General features: G+C 69.6%; 13 protein-coding genes. 7 read left to right on the top strand and 6 right to left on the bottom strand.

Features of this window, described 5'->3' with window-relative positions; translation table 11 throughout:
* Nucleotides 1-104 precede the first annotated feature (104 nt).
* Nucleotides 105-2,432: a Tex family protein gene (locus tag ABZV40_RS40210; protein ID WP_355454402.1), complete on the bottom strand. Its 2,328-nt coding sequence runs from the start codon at nucleotides 2,430-2,432 to the stop codon at nucleotides 105-107.
* 48 nt (nucleotides 2,433-2,480) lie between these two features.
* Between ABZV40_RS40210 and ABZV40_RS40205 the strand changes: the two genes are divergently transcribed.
* The 3 genes from ABZV40_RS40205 (at nucleotide 2,481) to ABZV40_RS40195 (ending at nucleotide 6,361) form a co-directional block, all read left to right on the top strand.
* Complete coding sequence (locus ABZV40_RS40205; RefSeq protein ID WP_355454400.1) at nucleotides 2,481-3,572, top strand: alkaline phosphatase family protein; 1,092 nt, start codon at nucleotides 2,481-2,483, stop codon at nucleotides 3,570-3,572.
* An 11-nt stretch (nucleotides 3,573-3,583) separates the two neighbouring features.
* A complete protein-coding gene (locus tag ABZV40_RS40200) occupies nucleotides 3,584-4,444 on the top strand; it encodes a patatin-like phospholipase family protein (RefSeq protein ID WP_355454398.1) in 861 nt (286 codons plus the stop codon).
* A gap of 198 nt (nucleotides 4,445-4,642) precedes the next feature.
* Complete coding sequence (locus tag ABZV40_RS40195; protein ID WP_355454456.1) at nucleotides 4,643-6,361, top strand: discoidin domain-containing protein; 1,719 nt, start codon at nucleotides 4,643-4,645, stop codon at nucleotides 6,359-6,361.
* Between the two features lie 120 nt (nucleotides 6,362-6,481).
* Here ABZV40_RS40195 and ABZV40_RS40190 read toward each other — a convergent pair whose 3' ends face one another.
* From ABZV40_RS40190 to ABZV40_RS40180, 3 genes are all read right to left on the bottom strand, one after another.
* Nucleotides 6,482-6,694, bottom strand: coding sequence for a twin-arginine translocase TatA/TatE family subunit (locus ABZV40_RS40190; protein WP_355454396.1), 213 nt, complete (start codon nucleotides 6,692-6,694; stop codon nucleotides 6,482-6,484).
* Between the two features lie 17 nt (nucleotides 6,695-6,711).
* Nucleotides 6,712-7,020, bottom strand: coding sequence for a Sec-independent protein translocase protein TatB (tatB, locus tag ABZV40_RS40185; protein ID WP_355454394.1), 309 nt, complete (start codon nucleotides 7,018-7,020; stop codon nucleotides 6,712-6,714).
* A gap of 99 nt (nucleotides 7,021-7,119) precedes the next feature.
* Nucleotides 7,120-8,019, bottom strand: a complete 900-nt coding sequence (locus ABZV40_RS40180; protein WP_355454392.1) for a phosphotransferase — start codon at nucleotides 8,017-8,019, stop codon at nucleotides 7,120-7,122.
* A gap of 71 nt (nucleotides 8,020-8,090) precedes the next feature.
* On the opposite strand from ABZV40_RS40180, the gene ABZV40_RS40175 reads away from it, so the two are divergent.
* From ABZV40_RS40175 to ABZV40_RS40165, 3 genes are read left to right on the top strand one after another with little or no spacing between them, the layout of a single operon-like run.
* Complete coding sequence (locus tag ABZV40_RS40175) at nucleotides 8,091-8,666, top strand: RNA polymerase sigma factor (protein ID WP_355454390.1); 576 nt, start codon at nucleotides 8,091-8,093, stop codon at nucleotides 8,664-8,666.
* Nucleotides 8,663-9,508 carry a hypothetical protein gene (locus tag ABZV40_RS40170; protein WP_355454388.1) on the top strand — a complete coding sequence of 282 codons (846 nt, stop codon included), beginning with the start codon at nucleotides 8,663-8,665 and terminating at the stop codon, nucleotides 9,506-9,508. Before ABZV40_RS40175 ends, ABZV40_RS40170 begins: the two co-directional genes overlap by 4 nt.
* Before the next feature lie 52 nt (nucleotides 9,509-9,560).
* Nucleotides 9,561-10,475: an alpha/beta hydrolase gene (locus ABZV40_RS40165; RefSeq protein ID WP_355454386.1), complete on the top strand. Its 915-nt coding sequence runs from the start codon at nucleotides 9,561-9,563 to the stop codon at nucleotides 10,473-10,475.
* Here the strand turns inward: ABZV40_RS40165 and ABZV40_RS40160 are convergent.
* Both ABZV40_RS40160 and ABZV40_RS40155 read right to left on the bottom strand, forming a co-directional pair.
* A complete protein-coding gene (locus tag ABZV40_RS40160; RefSeq protein WP_355454384.1) occupies nucleotides 10,385-10,888 on the bottom strand; it encodes a hypothetical protein in 504 nt (167 codons plus the stop codon). The two genes, ABZV40_RS40165 and ABZV40_RS40160, sit on opposite strands and share 91 nt — an antisense overlap.
* Before the next feature lie 50 nt (nucleotides 10,889-10,938).
* Entirely contained in the window at nucleotides 10,939-12,336 is a 1,398-nt protein-coding gene (locus ABZV40_RS40155; protein ID WP_355454382.1) for a wax ester/triacylglycerol synthase family O-acyltransferase, read from the bottom strand.
* A gap of 263 nt (nucleotides 12,337-12,599) precedes the next feature.
* Between ABZV40_RS40155 and ABZV40_RS40150 the strand changes: the two genes are divergently transcribed.
* Nucleotides 12,600-13,376, top strand: a complete 777-nt coding sequence (locus ABZV40_RS40150) for an alpha/beta fold hydrolase (protein ID WP_355454380.1) — start codon at nucleotides 12,600-12,602, stop codon at nucleotides 13,374-13,376.
* Nucleotides 13,377-13,485 lie beyond the last annotated feature (109 nt).

Genomic DNA, 13,485 nt, shown 5'->3' with positions numbered 1-13,485 from the left:
TGACCAATCTATCACGGGGGGGGCCACCTCGCGGGGGTTGTGACTAACTTTCAGGGGCCCATAATCCCACGTGCGTTGTATTCCGCCCCCCTTCATCGGTGGCGCTACTTGCCGAAACCGGCCTTGCGGAGTGCGTCCGCCATCGACCCGTTCGCGGGCGGCGGCGAGTTGCGCTGCTGGCCGCCCCGCTGCTGGCCGCCACCGCGCTGCGGCCGGCGGTCACGACCGCCGCCACCGCCGCCCTGCTGCTTCGGCGCGGGCTTGCCCGGCTCGTCGGTCAGCCGCAGGGTCAGGCCGATGCGCTTGCGGGCCTCGTCGACCTCCAGCACCTTCACCCGCACCACGTCACCGGACTTCACGACGTCGCGCGGGTCCTTGACGTAGGTGTTGGACAGGGCCGAGATGTGCACCAGGCCGTCCTGGTGCACGCCGATGTCCACGAACGCGCCGAACGCGGCCACGTTCGTGACGACGCCCTCCAGCACCATGCCGGGCTTGAGGTCGGCGATCTTCTCGACGCCGTCGGCGAAGGTCGCGGTCTTGAACGCCGGGCGCGGGTCGCGGCCCGGCTTCTCCAGTTCCTTCAGGATGTCCGTGACGGTCGGCAGACCGAACTGCTCGTCGACGAACTTCTCCGGCCGCAGCTTGGTGAGCACGGCGGTGTTGCCGATCAGTTCGGCACCCGCCTCCTCCTGCATCCTCCGCACGACCGGGTACGCCTCGGGGTGCACGGAGGAGGCGTCCAGCGGCTCGTCACCGCCGCGGATGCGCAGGAAGCCCGCGCACTGCTCGAACGCCTTCGGGCCGAGGCGCGGCACGTTCTTCAGCGCCGCGCGCGTGCGGAACGGGCCGTTCTGGTCGCGGTGCAGCACGATGTTCTCCGCGAGACCGGCGGTGATGCCGGAGACGCGGGTCAGCAGCGGCACGGACGCGGTGTTCAGGTCGACGCCGACCGCGTTCACGCAGTCCTCGACCACGGCGTCGAGCGAACGCGACAGCTTCGACTCCGAGAGGTCGTGCTGGTACTGGCCGACGCCGATGGACTTCGGGTCGATCTTCACCAGCTCGGCCAGCGGGTCCTGCAGCCGCCGGGCGATCGAGACCGCGCCGCGGATCGACACGTCGAGGCCGGGGAGCTCCGACGACGCGTAGGCCGACGCCGAGTACACCGACGCGCCCGCCTCGGACACCACGATCTTGGTGAGCTTGAGCTCGGGGTGGCGCTTGATCAGGTCGGCGGCCAGCTTGTCGGTCTCGCGCGAGGCCGTGCCGTTGCCGATCGCGATGAGGTCGACGTTGTGCGCCTTGGCCAGTGCCGCGAGCTTGGCGATCGACTCGTCCCAGCGGTTCGCGGGCACGTGCGGCTGGATGACGCCGTGCGCCACGACCTTGCCGGTGGCGTCGACGACCGCGACCTTCACGCCGGTGCGGTAGCCGGGGTCGAGGCCCATCGTGGCGCGCGTGCCGGCCGGTGCGGCCAGCAGCAGGTCGCGCAGGTTCGAGGCGAACACCTTCACGGCCTCGTCCTCGGCGAACTGGCGCAGGCGTCCGCGCAGGTCGATGCCCAGGTGGACGAGGATGCGGGTCCGCCACGCCCAGCGCACGGTGTCGGTGAGCCACTTGTCGGCGGGACGGCCGCGGTCGTCGATGCCGAACCGGGCCGCGATGCGCACCTCGAACGACGACGGGCCGCCTTCCTCGTTGGGCTCCTCCGGCTCCAGGACGAGGTCGAGGACCTCCTCCTTCTCGCCGCGGAACAGCGCCAGGATGCGGTGCGACGGCAGCTTGGTGAACGGCTCGTCGAACTCGAAGTAGTCGGCGAACTTGGCGCCTTCGGTCTCCTTGCCCTCGCGGACCTTGGAGACGACGCGGCCGCGCGTCCACATCTGCTCGCGCAGCTCGCCGATCAGGTCGCCGTCCTCGCCGAACCGCTCGACCAGGATGGCCCGCGCGCCCTGCAGGGCGGCCGCGGCGTCCGCGACCTCCTTGGCGGGGTCGACGAACTTGGCGGCCTCTTCCTGCGGGTTCAGGTTCGGGTCACCCAGAAGCGCGTCGGCGAGCGGTTCGAGACCGGCTTCCTTCGCGATCTGGGCCTTCGTGCGGCGCTTCGGCTTGTACGGCAGGTAGAGGTCCTCCAGCCGCGCCTTGGAGTCGGCGGCGAGGATCTGCGCTTCGAGTGCGTCGTCGAGCTTGCCCTGCTCGCGGATCGAGGTGAGAACCGCCGCGCGGCGCTCCTCCAGCTCGCGCAGGTAGCCGAGCCGCTCCTCGAGCGTGCGCAGCTGCGCGTCGTCGAGACCGCCGGTCGCCTCCTTGCGGTATCGGGCGACGAACGGGACGGTCGCGCCACCGTCGAGCAGTTCGACAGCAGAGCTGACCTGGCCCGCGGCCACGCCGAGCTCGTCAGCGATCTTCTGGTGGATGAGCGTTGTCACAGCGCGCCATTCTGCCCGCTGTCCGATTCCGCGTGGCACGGTGTCCAGGTGAGCATCGCCGAGGTCGTCCCTTCGCTGCTGTCGGGCCTGGACGTTCCGGGTGCCGACAACACCCTGGACCTGCCGTCCGCCCGGCGTGTCGCGCTGCTGCTCGTCGACGGGCTGGGGCACGAGCTGCTGCGCGAGCACGCCGAGCACGCACCGTTCCTGTCGAGCCTGCCCGGCCTGCAGACCTCCGCCGGGTTCCCGTCGACGACCGCCACCAGCCTCGCCTCGATCGGCACCGGGCTGCTCTCGGGCGAGCACGGCATCGTCGGTTTCACGTTCTGCGTCGGCGACGAGGTGCTCAACGCGCTGACCTGGTCGCGGGCCGGGGACAGCCGCCACGACCTGCGCGAGGTGCTCGTGCCCGAGGTCGTGCAGCCGCACCCGACGCTGTTCGAACGGGCGGCGGCGGCCGGGGTGGCCGTCAGCGCGGTCGCGCCGCTCGTCCAGCGCGGCAGCGGCCTGACGCGGGCGGTGCTGCGCGGCTCGTGGTTCCGCGGCGCGGCGGGCTTCGGCGACCTCGCGCTGGGCGTGGCCGCGGCACTGCGGCAGGACCGCTCGTTCTGCTACGCCTACCACGCGGATCTCGACACCATCGGCCACTTCTACGGGCCGGGTTCCGGGGAGTGGCTGCTGCAGCTGGAGTTCGTGGACGCGCTGGCCGAACGCATGGCGTCCCGCATGCCACCCGGCTCCCTGCTCGCGGTGACGGCCGACCACGGCATGACCACCGCGCGGGACCGCATCGACTTCGACACCGAACCCCTGCTGTGGCAAGGAGTTCGCGTCATCACCGGTGAACCCCGCGTGCGCTACCTGCACACCGAGAGCGACGAGGTGCTGTCCGTGTGGCGGGAGTTCCTCGGCGACCGCGCGGACGTGGTGTCCAGAGAGGACGCCGTGGCGGCCGGGTGGTTCGGCCCGGTCAGTCCACTCGCGATGGACCGCATCGGGGACGTGGTCGTCGCGATGAAGGGCTCGGCGGTGGTCGTGCGCGGCCAGGCGGAACCCGTGCTGAGCAAGATGATCGGCATCCACGGCTCGCGGACGCGGGAAGAGCTGGCAATCCCGGTGCTCTTCCACCACACGCCCTAGGATCGCTCGACGTGACGATCTCATTGCCCGGACCGGTCGCCTTCGTGCTCGGCGGCGGAGGCAGCCTCGGCGCCTCGCAGGTCGGCATGCTGCGCGCCTTGCAGGAACACGGCGTGCGCCCGGACCTCGTCGTCGGCACGTCGGTGGGGTCGGTCAACGGGTCGCTGCTCGCGCTGGACCCCGACAAGGCCCCGTCCCGGCTGGCCGAGCTGTGGGAGGGCATGACGCGGCAGCGGGTGTTCCCCGGCGGCCCCATCGCGCAGCTGCGGTCGTTGCGCACCAACAAGACCTACCTGTTCCCGAACACCGGGCTGGCGGACGTGCTGGCCGAGGGGCTCGACGGGTGTGCCGACTTCGCCGGCCTGACGCTGCCGTTCGGTGCCGTGTCGGTGGACTGCGTCTCCGGGGAGGCCGTCAACCTCACGTCCGGCCCGCTGATCCCCGCGATCCTGGCCAGCGCGGCGATTCCCGGCGTGTACCCGCCGGTGCGGATCGGCGACCGGGTGCTCTACGACGGCGGCGTGCTCGCGAACGTGCCGATCCGGCAGGCGCTCGCGATGGGCGCGAAGTCGTTGGTGGTGCTGGACTGCGCGTTCCCCGGCCACCTGCCCGGGGTGCCGGGGACACTGGCCGAGACGTTGCTGTTCTGGGCGACTCTGGGCATGCGGAACCAGGCCGTGCTGGAGGTGGAGCTGGCCTCGCAGCACGCGCCCGTGCTGTACCTGCCCGGGCCGCCCGTGCAGGCGGTGACGCCGTTGGACTTCTCGCACACCGCCGAGCTGGTCGAGGCCTCCTACGTGGCGTCGGCGGCGTTCCTGACCTCGGTGGAGATCACCGGGGCCGGGCTCTACGGCCATCCCTCCCACGGCTGAGACATCGGCTCATTTGGAGCCTTTTTCGATTCAGTTCGGCATGAAACTCGGTCATACCTCCGAGGACCTATTGAACTTGGACGGCTGAGTGGCGTAGACCTTTGCGCGGTAACACCGAGCACGTCTTCCTTCCGCCGCAGGAGGCGTCCACCAGGAGGCTGGCTCGTGCGCAAAACGTTGCGTCGTCTCGGCGTGTTGATGACCGCCGCTCTACTCGTTGCAGGCGTGAGCTCTCCGGCGCGCGCCGAGGTGCTGAATCCCCGTCAGGACTGGCTGCGGGCGTCCACGTCCGGGCTGTTCCTGCACTGGGGGATGCGGACGAATCCGGGCTACACCAGTTGCAGCGCCTGGGAAGCCGCCGTCACCGGTGGTGGCTGGTCCGCCAAGTACTGGGTGGAGGAGGCGAAGAAGCTGCACGCGCAGTACATCGTGCTGGCGTCGTTCCACTCGCGCCTCGGCTACGCGAGGGCGTGGCCGTCGTCGGTTCCCGGCAGCTGCTCGACGAAGCGGGACTTCCTCGGTGAGCTGATCGACGCGGCGGACCAGGAGCACGTGAAGGTCATCAACTACATGACCGACGACCCGAAGTGGCACGACGAGGGCGGGCACGAGTGGCTCGACTCGGCCGCGTACTCGAAGTACAAGGGCAAGACGGTCAACCTGCAGGAGCGGCCCGGGTTCGGGCAGTTCAGCTACGACAACTTCGTCGAGCTCATGCAGCGCTACCCGAAGCTCGCCGGGTTCTGGATCGACAACGACAACGCCTACTGGGAGCAGAACGGTCTCTACGAGCGGATCCGCAAGGAACGCCCGGACATGCTGCTGAGCAACAACAACGAAGACACGCCGATCATGGACACGATCAGCAACGAGCAGAAGACCGGCATGACGCCGTCGTACGACTACCCGCAGGCGATCTACACGGCGGCGCCGCGGCTGATCGAGGCGTGCTTCAAGCTGCCGAGCGGTGGCGCGTGGTGGTACTCGGGCTCGAACTCGACGGTCGACTACAAGCTGACGCTGGGCCGGTTGATCACCAACGCCGGGTCGGACGTCAAGGCGCTGATGGCCGAGACCGCGATGGTCAACGGCAAGTTCCCGTCGAACCAGGTGTCCTTCAACAACTTCGCCGACGGGTACCTGAGTGACATCTGGGAGTCGATCGGCGGCACGTACGGCGGCGGGTACCTGCACGGCGGGCTCAAGCCGGGGTTCTGGAACGACGGCGCGCACGGCGTGACGACGGTGTCGAAGACCAACCCGGACCAGCACTACATCCACGTGATCACCAAGCCGTCCGGGTCGACGTTGAAGGTGCGCGACAACGGCTACAAGGTCAGCCGCGTGACGAACCTGCGGACCGGCGCGGCGGTGAGCTGGTCGCAGTCCGGCGGCACGATCACCCTCAACGGCATCTCGAACTGGGACCAGTACGACACGGTGTTCAAGGTCGAGACCGCTGGGCGTGAAGGGATCATCACCCCGTCGAGCTACACCATGAGCGCGTCGGCCTCCGCGTCCGGTCACCCGGCCTCGGCCGCGGCGGACGGCGACTACCAGACCTATTGGGACGCAACGGGTGCGGGCACGGTGTCACTGCGCTTCGACCTGGGTTCCGCGAAGAAGGTCTCGTACGTGGCGCTGAACCAGCGCGAGGACTCGACCGTGTATCCGGCCTCGGGGTCCGCGCGCATCAAGAACTACAACGTCTACACGTCCAACGACGGTACAAATTGGACGAACGTGAAGTCCGGTTCGTTGCCGAACCAGCGCGGCGTGCAGTTCATCGACCTGTCGGCGAACACGACCGCGCGGCACATCCGGGTGGAGAAGACGTCCACGCAGGGCAAGGCCCAGCTGCGGATCGACGAGGCGTGGCTCGGGTCCTCCTACCCCGGCGCGGGGCTGAGCAGGTAGCCGGAGGCCGTGTCCGCGACTCGCCGTCCGGGGCGAGGTGTATGAAGGGCTCCTTCCTCCACCTGGTGTGGAGGAAGGAGCCCTTCATACACGTAAGTGTCCGGCAGGCGGCGCTACGCGTCAGGGGGTGTTAGCGGCGGGCGAGGCCGGGCTGTTCTGCTGCGGCGGTGCGGCGGGGCTCTCGCCGCGCAGGTCCGCCGTCTCGGCCTTGAACACCTTGAGCGAGCGTCCGACCGACCGCGCGGCGTCCGGCAGGCGCTTCGAGCCGAAGAACACGACGAAGACCACCGCGAGGATGAGCAGGTGAGGCCATCCGAGGCCGTTGGCGAACATGGGAACTCCTTGGCGGATCAGGTTGCTTCGAGGTCGAACGGTGTGCGCGTGGTGGGCGTGACCGGCGCGGGGGTGCTGTCGAGCAGGTAGCTGGTCAGCGCGGCCCTCGGGTCCAGGCCGCGCAGGGCGGCGAGGTCCTGCAGCGGCTTGCGGAGCTCGTCGAGCTCCGGCCCGAGCTCGGAGCGCAGCTGCTCCTGGCCCTGCGACGCGAACTCACGCGCCTTGTGCACCGCCTGCGCGAGCCAGCGCGCGGCCTCGGGCAGACGTTCCGGCCCCAGGACGAACAACCCCGCGACCAACAGCACCAGCAGATGTTCGATGCTCATGTCAGCCGGCACTCCTTCCTGCCTCGTTCGGCCCACACGATAGACGTGCCTCCTGTCAGGTCGTCATGAAGCGGAGCGCCGGGCCCACGTCGGCTGACGTCAGCAGACCAGCACGCGCTCGATGTTCTGGTCGGCTATCTCGCGCATCGCGTCGCGGTGCGGGAAATCGCCGTCCAGCAACCGAAGCGGACCCTCCACAAGTGACAGGTACTGGGCCAGGCGGTAGAGGTTCATCCGCGCCGGGTCGAGGTTCTCCGCGGGACGGTGGTGCCGGCCGAACCTCAGTTCCAGGAACGCGTGCTCCCACTCGACGTCGAAGAACATGACGCCTTCGATGTCGATCAGCACCGGCCGCCCGCCGGACACCAGCACGTGGTCCGGGCCGAGCTCGCCGTGGATCAGGCCGTAGGACGTGCGCGGCTCGATCACCGAATGTCGTTGGCGCAGCTGGTTTTCCAGGCGCTCCCGTTCGGCGGCGATGCGCGGGACACGTTCGCAGCAGGCTTCCAGGTGGGCGAGGGCTCGCTCGAGGATCACGTCCGGCACCGGTGGCGCTTCCGCCGGTTGGAGCGCGCCCGGGCGGCCGTAGCGCGGGCTCTGGCGCCCGTGCATGGCCTCCAGGTCGTCCCACAGGCGCTCCAGGGCCTCGGTGTCGAGCAGCTTCTCCAGGAACTCGCCGCCCAGGTCCTCGACCACGACGGTGTCCCGGTCGACCAGCACCAGTCGCGGCACGGACATCCCGGCCTCCGACAGCGCGGTGTGCGCGGTGAGGAACAGGTCGCGCCCGCTCGCGTTGCCGAACAACGGATCGGGCTCGTGCTCGGGCCAGTAGTCCTCGCTCGCGCGCCACACGTAGGCGATGCCCGTCGTGCCGTCGTCGAGCGTCAGGCGGTAGACGCCCTTCTTGCTGCCGCCGTGCAGACGCGCCACCTGGCGCAGCGAACGGCCGTATGCCGCGTGCGCGAGGTCCGTCAGATCGGCCACCCCCAGATGTGCCACGCTCCGCAACGCTAGAGAGGGGCACGTGAAACTGGTGCCAACATCGGCGCGGCGGGCGGACACGAACAGGTATGACAACCGAAGACCCTGACGACCGCGCCTTGTGGTCGCAGGCCGCCGGGGGCAGTGCGCACGCCTTCGGGGTGCTGTTCGACCGGCACGCCAAGGCGGTTTACAACCACTGCTTCCGGTTGACGGCCTCCTGGGCCGAGGCCGAGGACCACCTGCAGGCCACGTTCCTGCTCGCCTGGCGCAAGCGGGCCGACGTGCGGCTGGAGCGCGACTCGGCGCTGCCGTGGCTGCTCACGGTGGCGACCAACGTGGTGCGCAACGGGCAGCGCTCGCTCACCAGGCGGCTGCGGAACCTGAGGCGGGTCGGGGAGGAGCCGCCGGTGCCCGACCACGCCGACCAGGTGGCCGAGCGGCTGGACGACCAGCGGCGGATGGCCGAGCTGCTCAAAGCCGTCGAGAAGCTGCCGCGCAACGAACGTGAGGCGCTCGCGCTGTGCGTGTGGTCCGAGGTGTCGTACGCGGACGCGGCAGCAGTGCTCGGCATCACCGAGGGCAGCGTGCGGGCGCGGGTCAGCAAGGCCAAGTCGAAGCTCCAGCAGCACCGAGAGCTCGTGCACACCGGGGAGGACCGATGACCAGCATGCTCCCGCCCACCCGCGACCTGCCGCCCGGTCGCCACACGCAGATCCGGGCCGAGCTCGAACGCGCGGTCGGCCGCAGGCGCTCCCGGCTCACCGTGCCGATCCTCGCCGCGGCGGCCGCGGTGTTCACCGTGGCGGTGAGCGTGGTGTTGCTGCGGCCGGGACCTTTGGATCCGACGCCTCTCGTCCAGATCACCACGTCGCCGTCTCCCACCTCCGCCTCTGGCGACTTCGGGGTGCCACCGGAGACCGTCGCGGAGATCGAGAAGGGATGCGCGGAGGCGGGTGGGGCCGGCAAGGCGACGCTGCGCCAGTTGGTGCTCGAAGAGCCCCGGTTCGCGTTGCTCTACGCCGACGACGTGGCGCTGAGGTGCGAGATCGGTGTCGGCGCCGGGGGGTACGTCGTCGGCAGCAGCAAGGGCGACATGAGGTGGTTGCCGGGGCACTTCTCGGTCGAAGAGGGGAGAGACGTCCCCGGTGGCGACGCTGTTCCGGCCCCCAAGCCCGGCGACGCGGGGAGGCGCGCTCTTCGCCAGGTCGTCGGGCGTGTCGACGAGAAGGTCGCACGGGTGACGCTCAGCGCCGACGACCAGGTGGTTGACGCCAAGGTCGTCAACGGTACCTATGTCGCGCGGATCTACTACCCGCCGACGTGGCGCTTTTCGGTGAACGACCCGGCGCCGGTCGTCCGGGCCTACGACGCGGCGGGGAACCTGCTCGGCAGCAGCGACACGTCGTGGCGGACGTGCTACCAGAACCCGCAGACCGGCGAGCTCGTCGGCAGCGTCCGGCAGAAGCCGACGGACCAGTGCCAGCCGGCGGTGCCCTGGAAGTGACGCCGCCAACGGCTGCTACCGGCCGGTTCGGTCAACCGACATACTGGTTGGTATGACGACTGTGGCGAACTTCGGCGGCACCAGCCACTACGCGGACCTCGACGGGCCCGTGCACTGGGTCGACTTCGGCGGGCCCGAGGAGGGGCCGCGGATGGTCCTGGTGCACGGGCTCGGCGGCTCGCACTTGAACTGGGCGTTGCTGGCGCCGCTGCTCGCGAAGAAGGCGCGGGTCGTGGCGGTCGACCTCGCCGGGCACGGGCTCACCAACCCCGAGGGCCGCCAGACCACGGTCCAGGCCAACGCGAAGCTGCTCGGCCGGTTCGTCGCGGAGGTCGTGCGGGAGCCGGTGATCCTGGTCGGCAACTCGATGGGCGGGATGATCTCGCTCTTCCACACCGCCTACAACCCCGGCATGGTCTCCGGCCTGGTGCTGGTCGACCCGGCGCTGCCAATGGTGTTCGGCACGCGGCCGGACCCGACGATGCTGGCCACGTTCTTCATGTACTCGGTGCCGGGGCTGGGGGAGCGGTTCCTGGCCAAGGCGAAGACCGTCCCGGCGCGCCGGCAGGTGGAACGGCTGCTGGAGCTGGTCTGCGCGGACCCGTCGGGCATCCCCGAGGAGCTCAAGCAGGCGAGCGAGCACCTCATCGGCGAACGCGCCGAGGTCGAGGGCCTCGATGCGGCGTTCCTCGCGGCCGCGCGCAGCACGGTGTTCACGACGTCCAAGCGCGGCGCCTACTACGCGGCGATGGCCAAGCTGCGGGTGCCGGTGTTCCTGATGAGCGGCGACCGCGATCGGCTGGTCAACGTGGCCGCCGCCCGGTACGTGGCCCGCAGGCACCCGCACTGGCGCTACGACGAGTACGAGGGCATCGGTCACGTGCCCCAGATGGAGATCCCCGAGGTCGTGTCCGAGCGCGTGCTGGACTGGATGGACGCCAACCGCCTGAGCACCGCGGCCAGCTGACCGAGCGTGAGCCGCTCCCGCAGCACGGGGGCGGTTCCGGTCAGCACGAAGTGGTCGTCGAACTGCTCCACGCCGGTCAGCTGGATGCCGCGCGGCAGCTCCGGCACCGCGAACACCCGTGCCGGCAGCCATCGATGCAACCGCACGTGCAGTTCCGCACCGACCAGCCGCACGGTCAGCGGCAACCAGCTGATCCGCTGCAGCTCCGGGAGGTCGGACAGGGCCACCTCGACGCGGAACTCGACCGGCGACGACACCAGCGTCGCCGGCGGGTTCACGTGGACGTCCCGGCACACGACGGTCGCGCGGCGGGCCCGCCAGCGCGACCACCGCACGTTCTCCAGCTCGATGCGGACGTCGTCGACCTGACCGAGCGCCACGCCGAGGGCACCCAGCCGTGCGTCGAGTCCCACCACGGTCAGGTGCAGGTCGTGCGCACCCGCCCGGACCGTCAGGTCGTGCCTCAGACCGTCGACTCCTCGGCTTCCGCGGCGAGCGCCACCAGCTCGTCGAAGCCCGCGCGGATGCCGTCGGCGAGCAGCTGCACGTCCGGCACGCCGTCGAAGTCGGCGTTGATGCCGAACGTGAACTTGTCCAGGTAGGAGAAGATGCCGACGGTGATCCGGATCGTCGAGGCGATCGGCACGTACGGGAACATCTCCACCAGCGGGCGGCCGAGCATGTAGAGCGGGATGCGCGGGCCGGGCACGTTCGTCGTCACGGTCTGCAGGATCTGCTGCGGGAACCGCATCGCCGTGCGCGAACCCAGCGCCATCAACGTCGGCGCGGCGAAGTTCGACAGGTTCGTGATCACGTCGGCACCGGCGGCCTGGCGCGAGTTCTTGAGGTCGTCCATCTGCTCGCGGATCGACGCGAGGCGCTTCACCGGGTCGGCCTCTCCGACGGGCAGGTTGACCAGCACGGCGCTGACGCGGTTGTTCAGCTCGTTGTGCTGGTCGGCCTTGCGCATCGACACGGGCACCATGGTCCGCACGACCATGCCGTCGGTCAGCTCGCCGCGCTTCTCCAGCAGGTCGCGGAAACCACGCGTGATCGCCGTGAGGATCACGTCGTTGACCGTGCCACCGGCGGCCTTGCGCACCTGCTTGATCTCGGCCAGGTTCGCGCGCGCCCACACCCACCGGCGGTGTGGCCCGATAGGACCGTTGAGCGACGTGGCGGCACGCGTGATCAGACGGCGTGCGGTGCCGGGAAGCGAGCCGAGCACCGACTTGCCGAAGTCGACGATCTCGTTGAGCGACCGCATGTTCCGCGCGATGGCGGGCAACGCGGAGAGGTGCTGCACGGGCGTCACGACGGCGTCACGCACCCCGTCGACCACCAGGTCGAGCGTCGAGGGCGTCGGCGCGGGCTTCCACTCCCTCGGCTCCGGCAGCGCGGTCTCCTGCCTGAAGTCGAGCAGGAGCTGCAGCATGTCCGTTCCGGACACTCCGTCGATCATGCAGTGGTGGACCTTGGAGATGATCGCCCAGCGGCCGCCTTCGAGCCCTTCGACGAGCCAGGCCTCCCACAGCGGCTTCTTGTCGTCGAGCTTCTGCGCGAAGATCCGGCCCGCGAGGTTGCGCAGCTGGTCCTCACCGCCCGGCGACGGCACCGCGGTGTGCCGCACGTGGTAGAGGATGTTGAAGTGGTCGTCGTCGACCCACACCGGACGGCCGACGTGGAACGGCAGCGCCTTCACCTTCTGCCGGTAGCGCGGAACCTGGTCCATGCGCGCCATGAAGAGGCGGATCACATCGCCGTAGGACGGCGCCGGGCCGTCGAAGACCAGGACGGAACCGACGTGCATCGGCACGTTCTCGTCCTCGATGAAGTAGAAGCCAGCGTCCAGGGAGCTCATCCGATCCACTCGAAAAATGCTAGAGGAGCTTTCCCTCTGAATCGACGTCCATGCAGGTGAGAGGCACTGCACACCTGTGAGGTTGCCAACGTGTTACCCGGACGTGGCGAATCGAGACTCGAAAGCACTGGCGAAAAGATCGTTCACGAAACATCATGGACCCACTGGGCAACGCCGCCCAGAGCGCCGGCTCGGGGTTGTCGACGTGTGGGGAGGCTCCTATGTCTGCCGTACCTTCAGAGGAAGTCTTCGACGTTCCTGCTGTGCCTCCCCTCCACCTCGTCAGAGGAAGCGCGCCGGGGCTCTTCTGGTACCTCACCGAGCCCACCCGCTGCGCCCTCGACGTCGGCGAGTTCGTCGCCACCCGGTCCATGCTGCGCGGTGCCCCCGCCGGTGACGGTCACCCGGTGCTCGTGTTCCCCGGCCTCGGTGCCGCCGACTCGTCCACGGTGATGCTGCGCCGGTTCCTGTCCGGGCTGGGCTACGACGTGCACCGGTGGGGCCTGGGCCGCAACATCGGGCCGACCCGCAAGGCCGTCGACGGCATGCACGCGTTGGTGAAGAAGGTTTCCGACTCCCACGGCGGACCGGTCTCGATCGTCGGCTGGTCGCTCGGCGGGATCTTCGCGCGCGAGATGGCGCGCGACCACCCGCACCGCGTGCGCCAGGTGATCACGATGGGCTCGCCGTACAACATGAGCGATCCCGTGCAGTCACGGGCGATGCCCGCGTTCGCGTTGTTCTCGCGGCTGCACATCCCGCGCGAGGAGTTCCCGCCGCCGGAGTCGACCCGGCCGCCGATCCCGGTGCCCGCCACGTCGATCTACTCCAAGACGGACGGCATCGTGTCGTGGGAGTCGTGCGTCGAGGAACCGGGCCACCGCAGGGAGAACGTCCAGGTGTCGTCGTCGCACCTGGGCTACGGCTTCAACGCCACCGTGCTGTGGGTGGTGGCTGACCGGCTGGCGCAGGCGGAGGGCACGTGGGCGCCCTTCGCCGCGCCGCCGGGAATGGCCCGCCTGTACCCGCGCGCCGCTTAGCACGATGAAGGGCTCCTTCATCCACCTGGTGTTTTAACCAGGGGTGAGTTCCTTGGGGCGGGTCGCCGCGTCAGCGGCGGCCCGTTTCTTGTTGTGTGTCTTGGGTTTG

Origin of the sequence: Lentzea sp. NPDC004782, from assembly GCF_040609115.1 — a bacterium.
Classification (GTDB): domain Bacteria; phylum Actinomycetota; class Actinomycetes; order Mycobacteriales; family Pseudonocardiaceae; genus Lentzea.
The sequence above is the reverse complement of the archived record's forward strand: the minus strand, read 5'-3'. Positions and strand labels throughout refer to the sequence as shown.

Bases quoted from the DNA above. Each gene is read 5' to 3' on its own strand.
- ABZV40_RS40155 (WP_355454382.1), bottom strand. From the start codon at position 12,336: ATGAGCTCCCTGGACGCTGGCTTCTACTTCATCGAGGACGAGAACGTG.
- ABZV40_RS40175 (WP_355454390.1), top strand. From the start codon at position 8,091: ATGACAACCGAAGACCCTGACGACCGCGCCTTGTGGTCGCAGGCCGCC.
- tatB (WP_355454394.1), bottom strand. From the start codon at position 7,020: ATGAGCATCGAACATCTGCTGGTGCTGTTGGTCGCGGGGTTGTTCGTC.
- ABZV40_RS40170 (WP_355454388.1), top strand. From the start codon at position 8,663: ATGACCAGCATGCTCCCGCCCACCCGCGACCTGCCGCCCGGTCGCCAC.
- ABZV40_RS40195 (WP_355454456.1), top strand. From the start codon at position 4,643: ATGACCGCCGCTCTACTCGTTGCAGGCGTGAGCTCTCCGGCGCGCGCC.
- ABZV40_RS40165 (WP_355454386.1), top strand. From the start codon at position 9,561: ATGACGACTGTGGCGAACTTCGGCGGCACCAGCCACTACGCGGACCTC.
- ABZV40_RS40190 (WP_355454396.1), bottom strand. From the start codon at position 6,694: ATGTTCGCCAACGGCCTCGGATGGCCTCACCTGCTCATCCTCGCGGTG.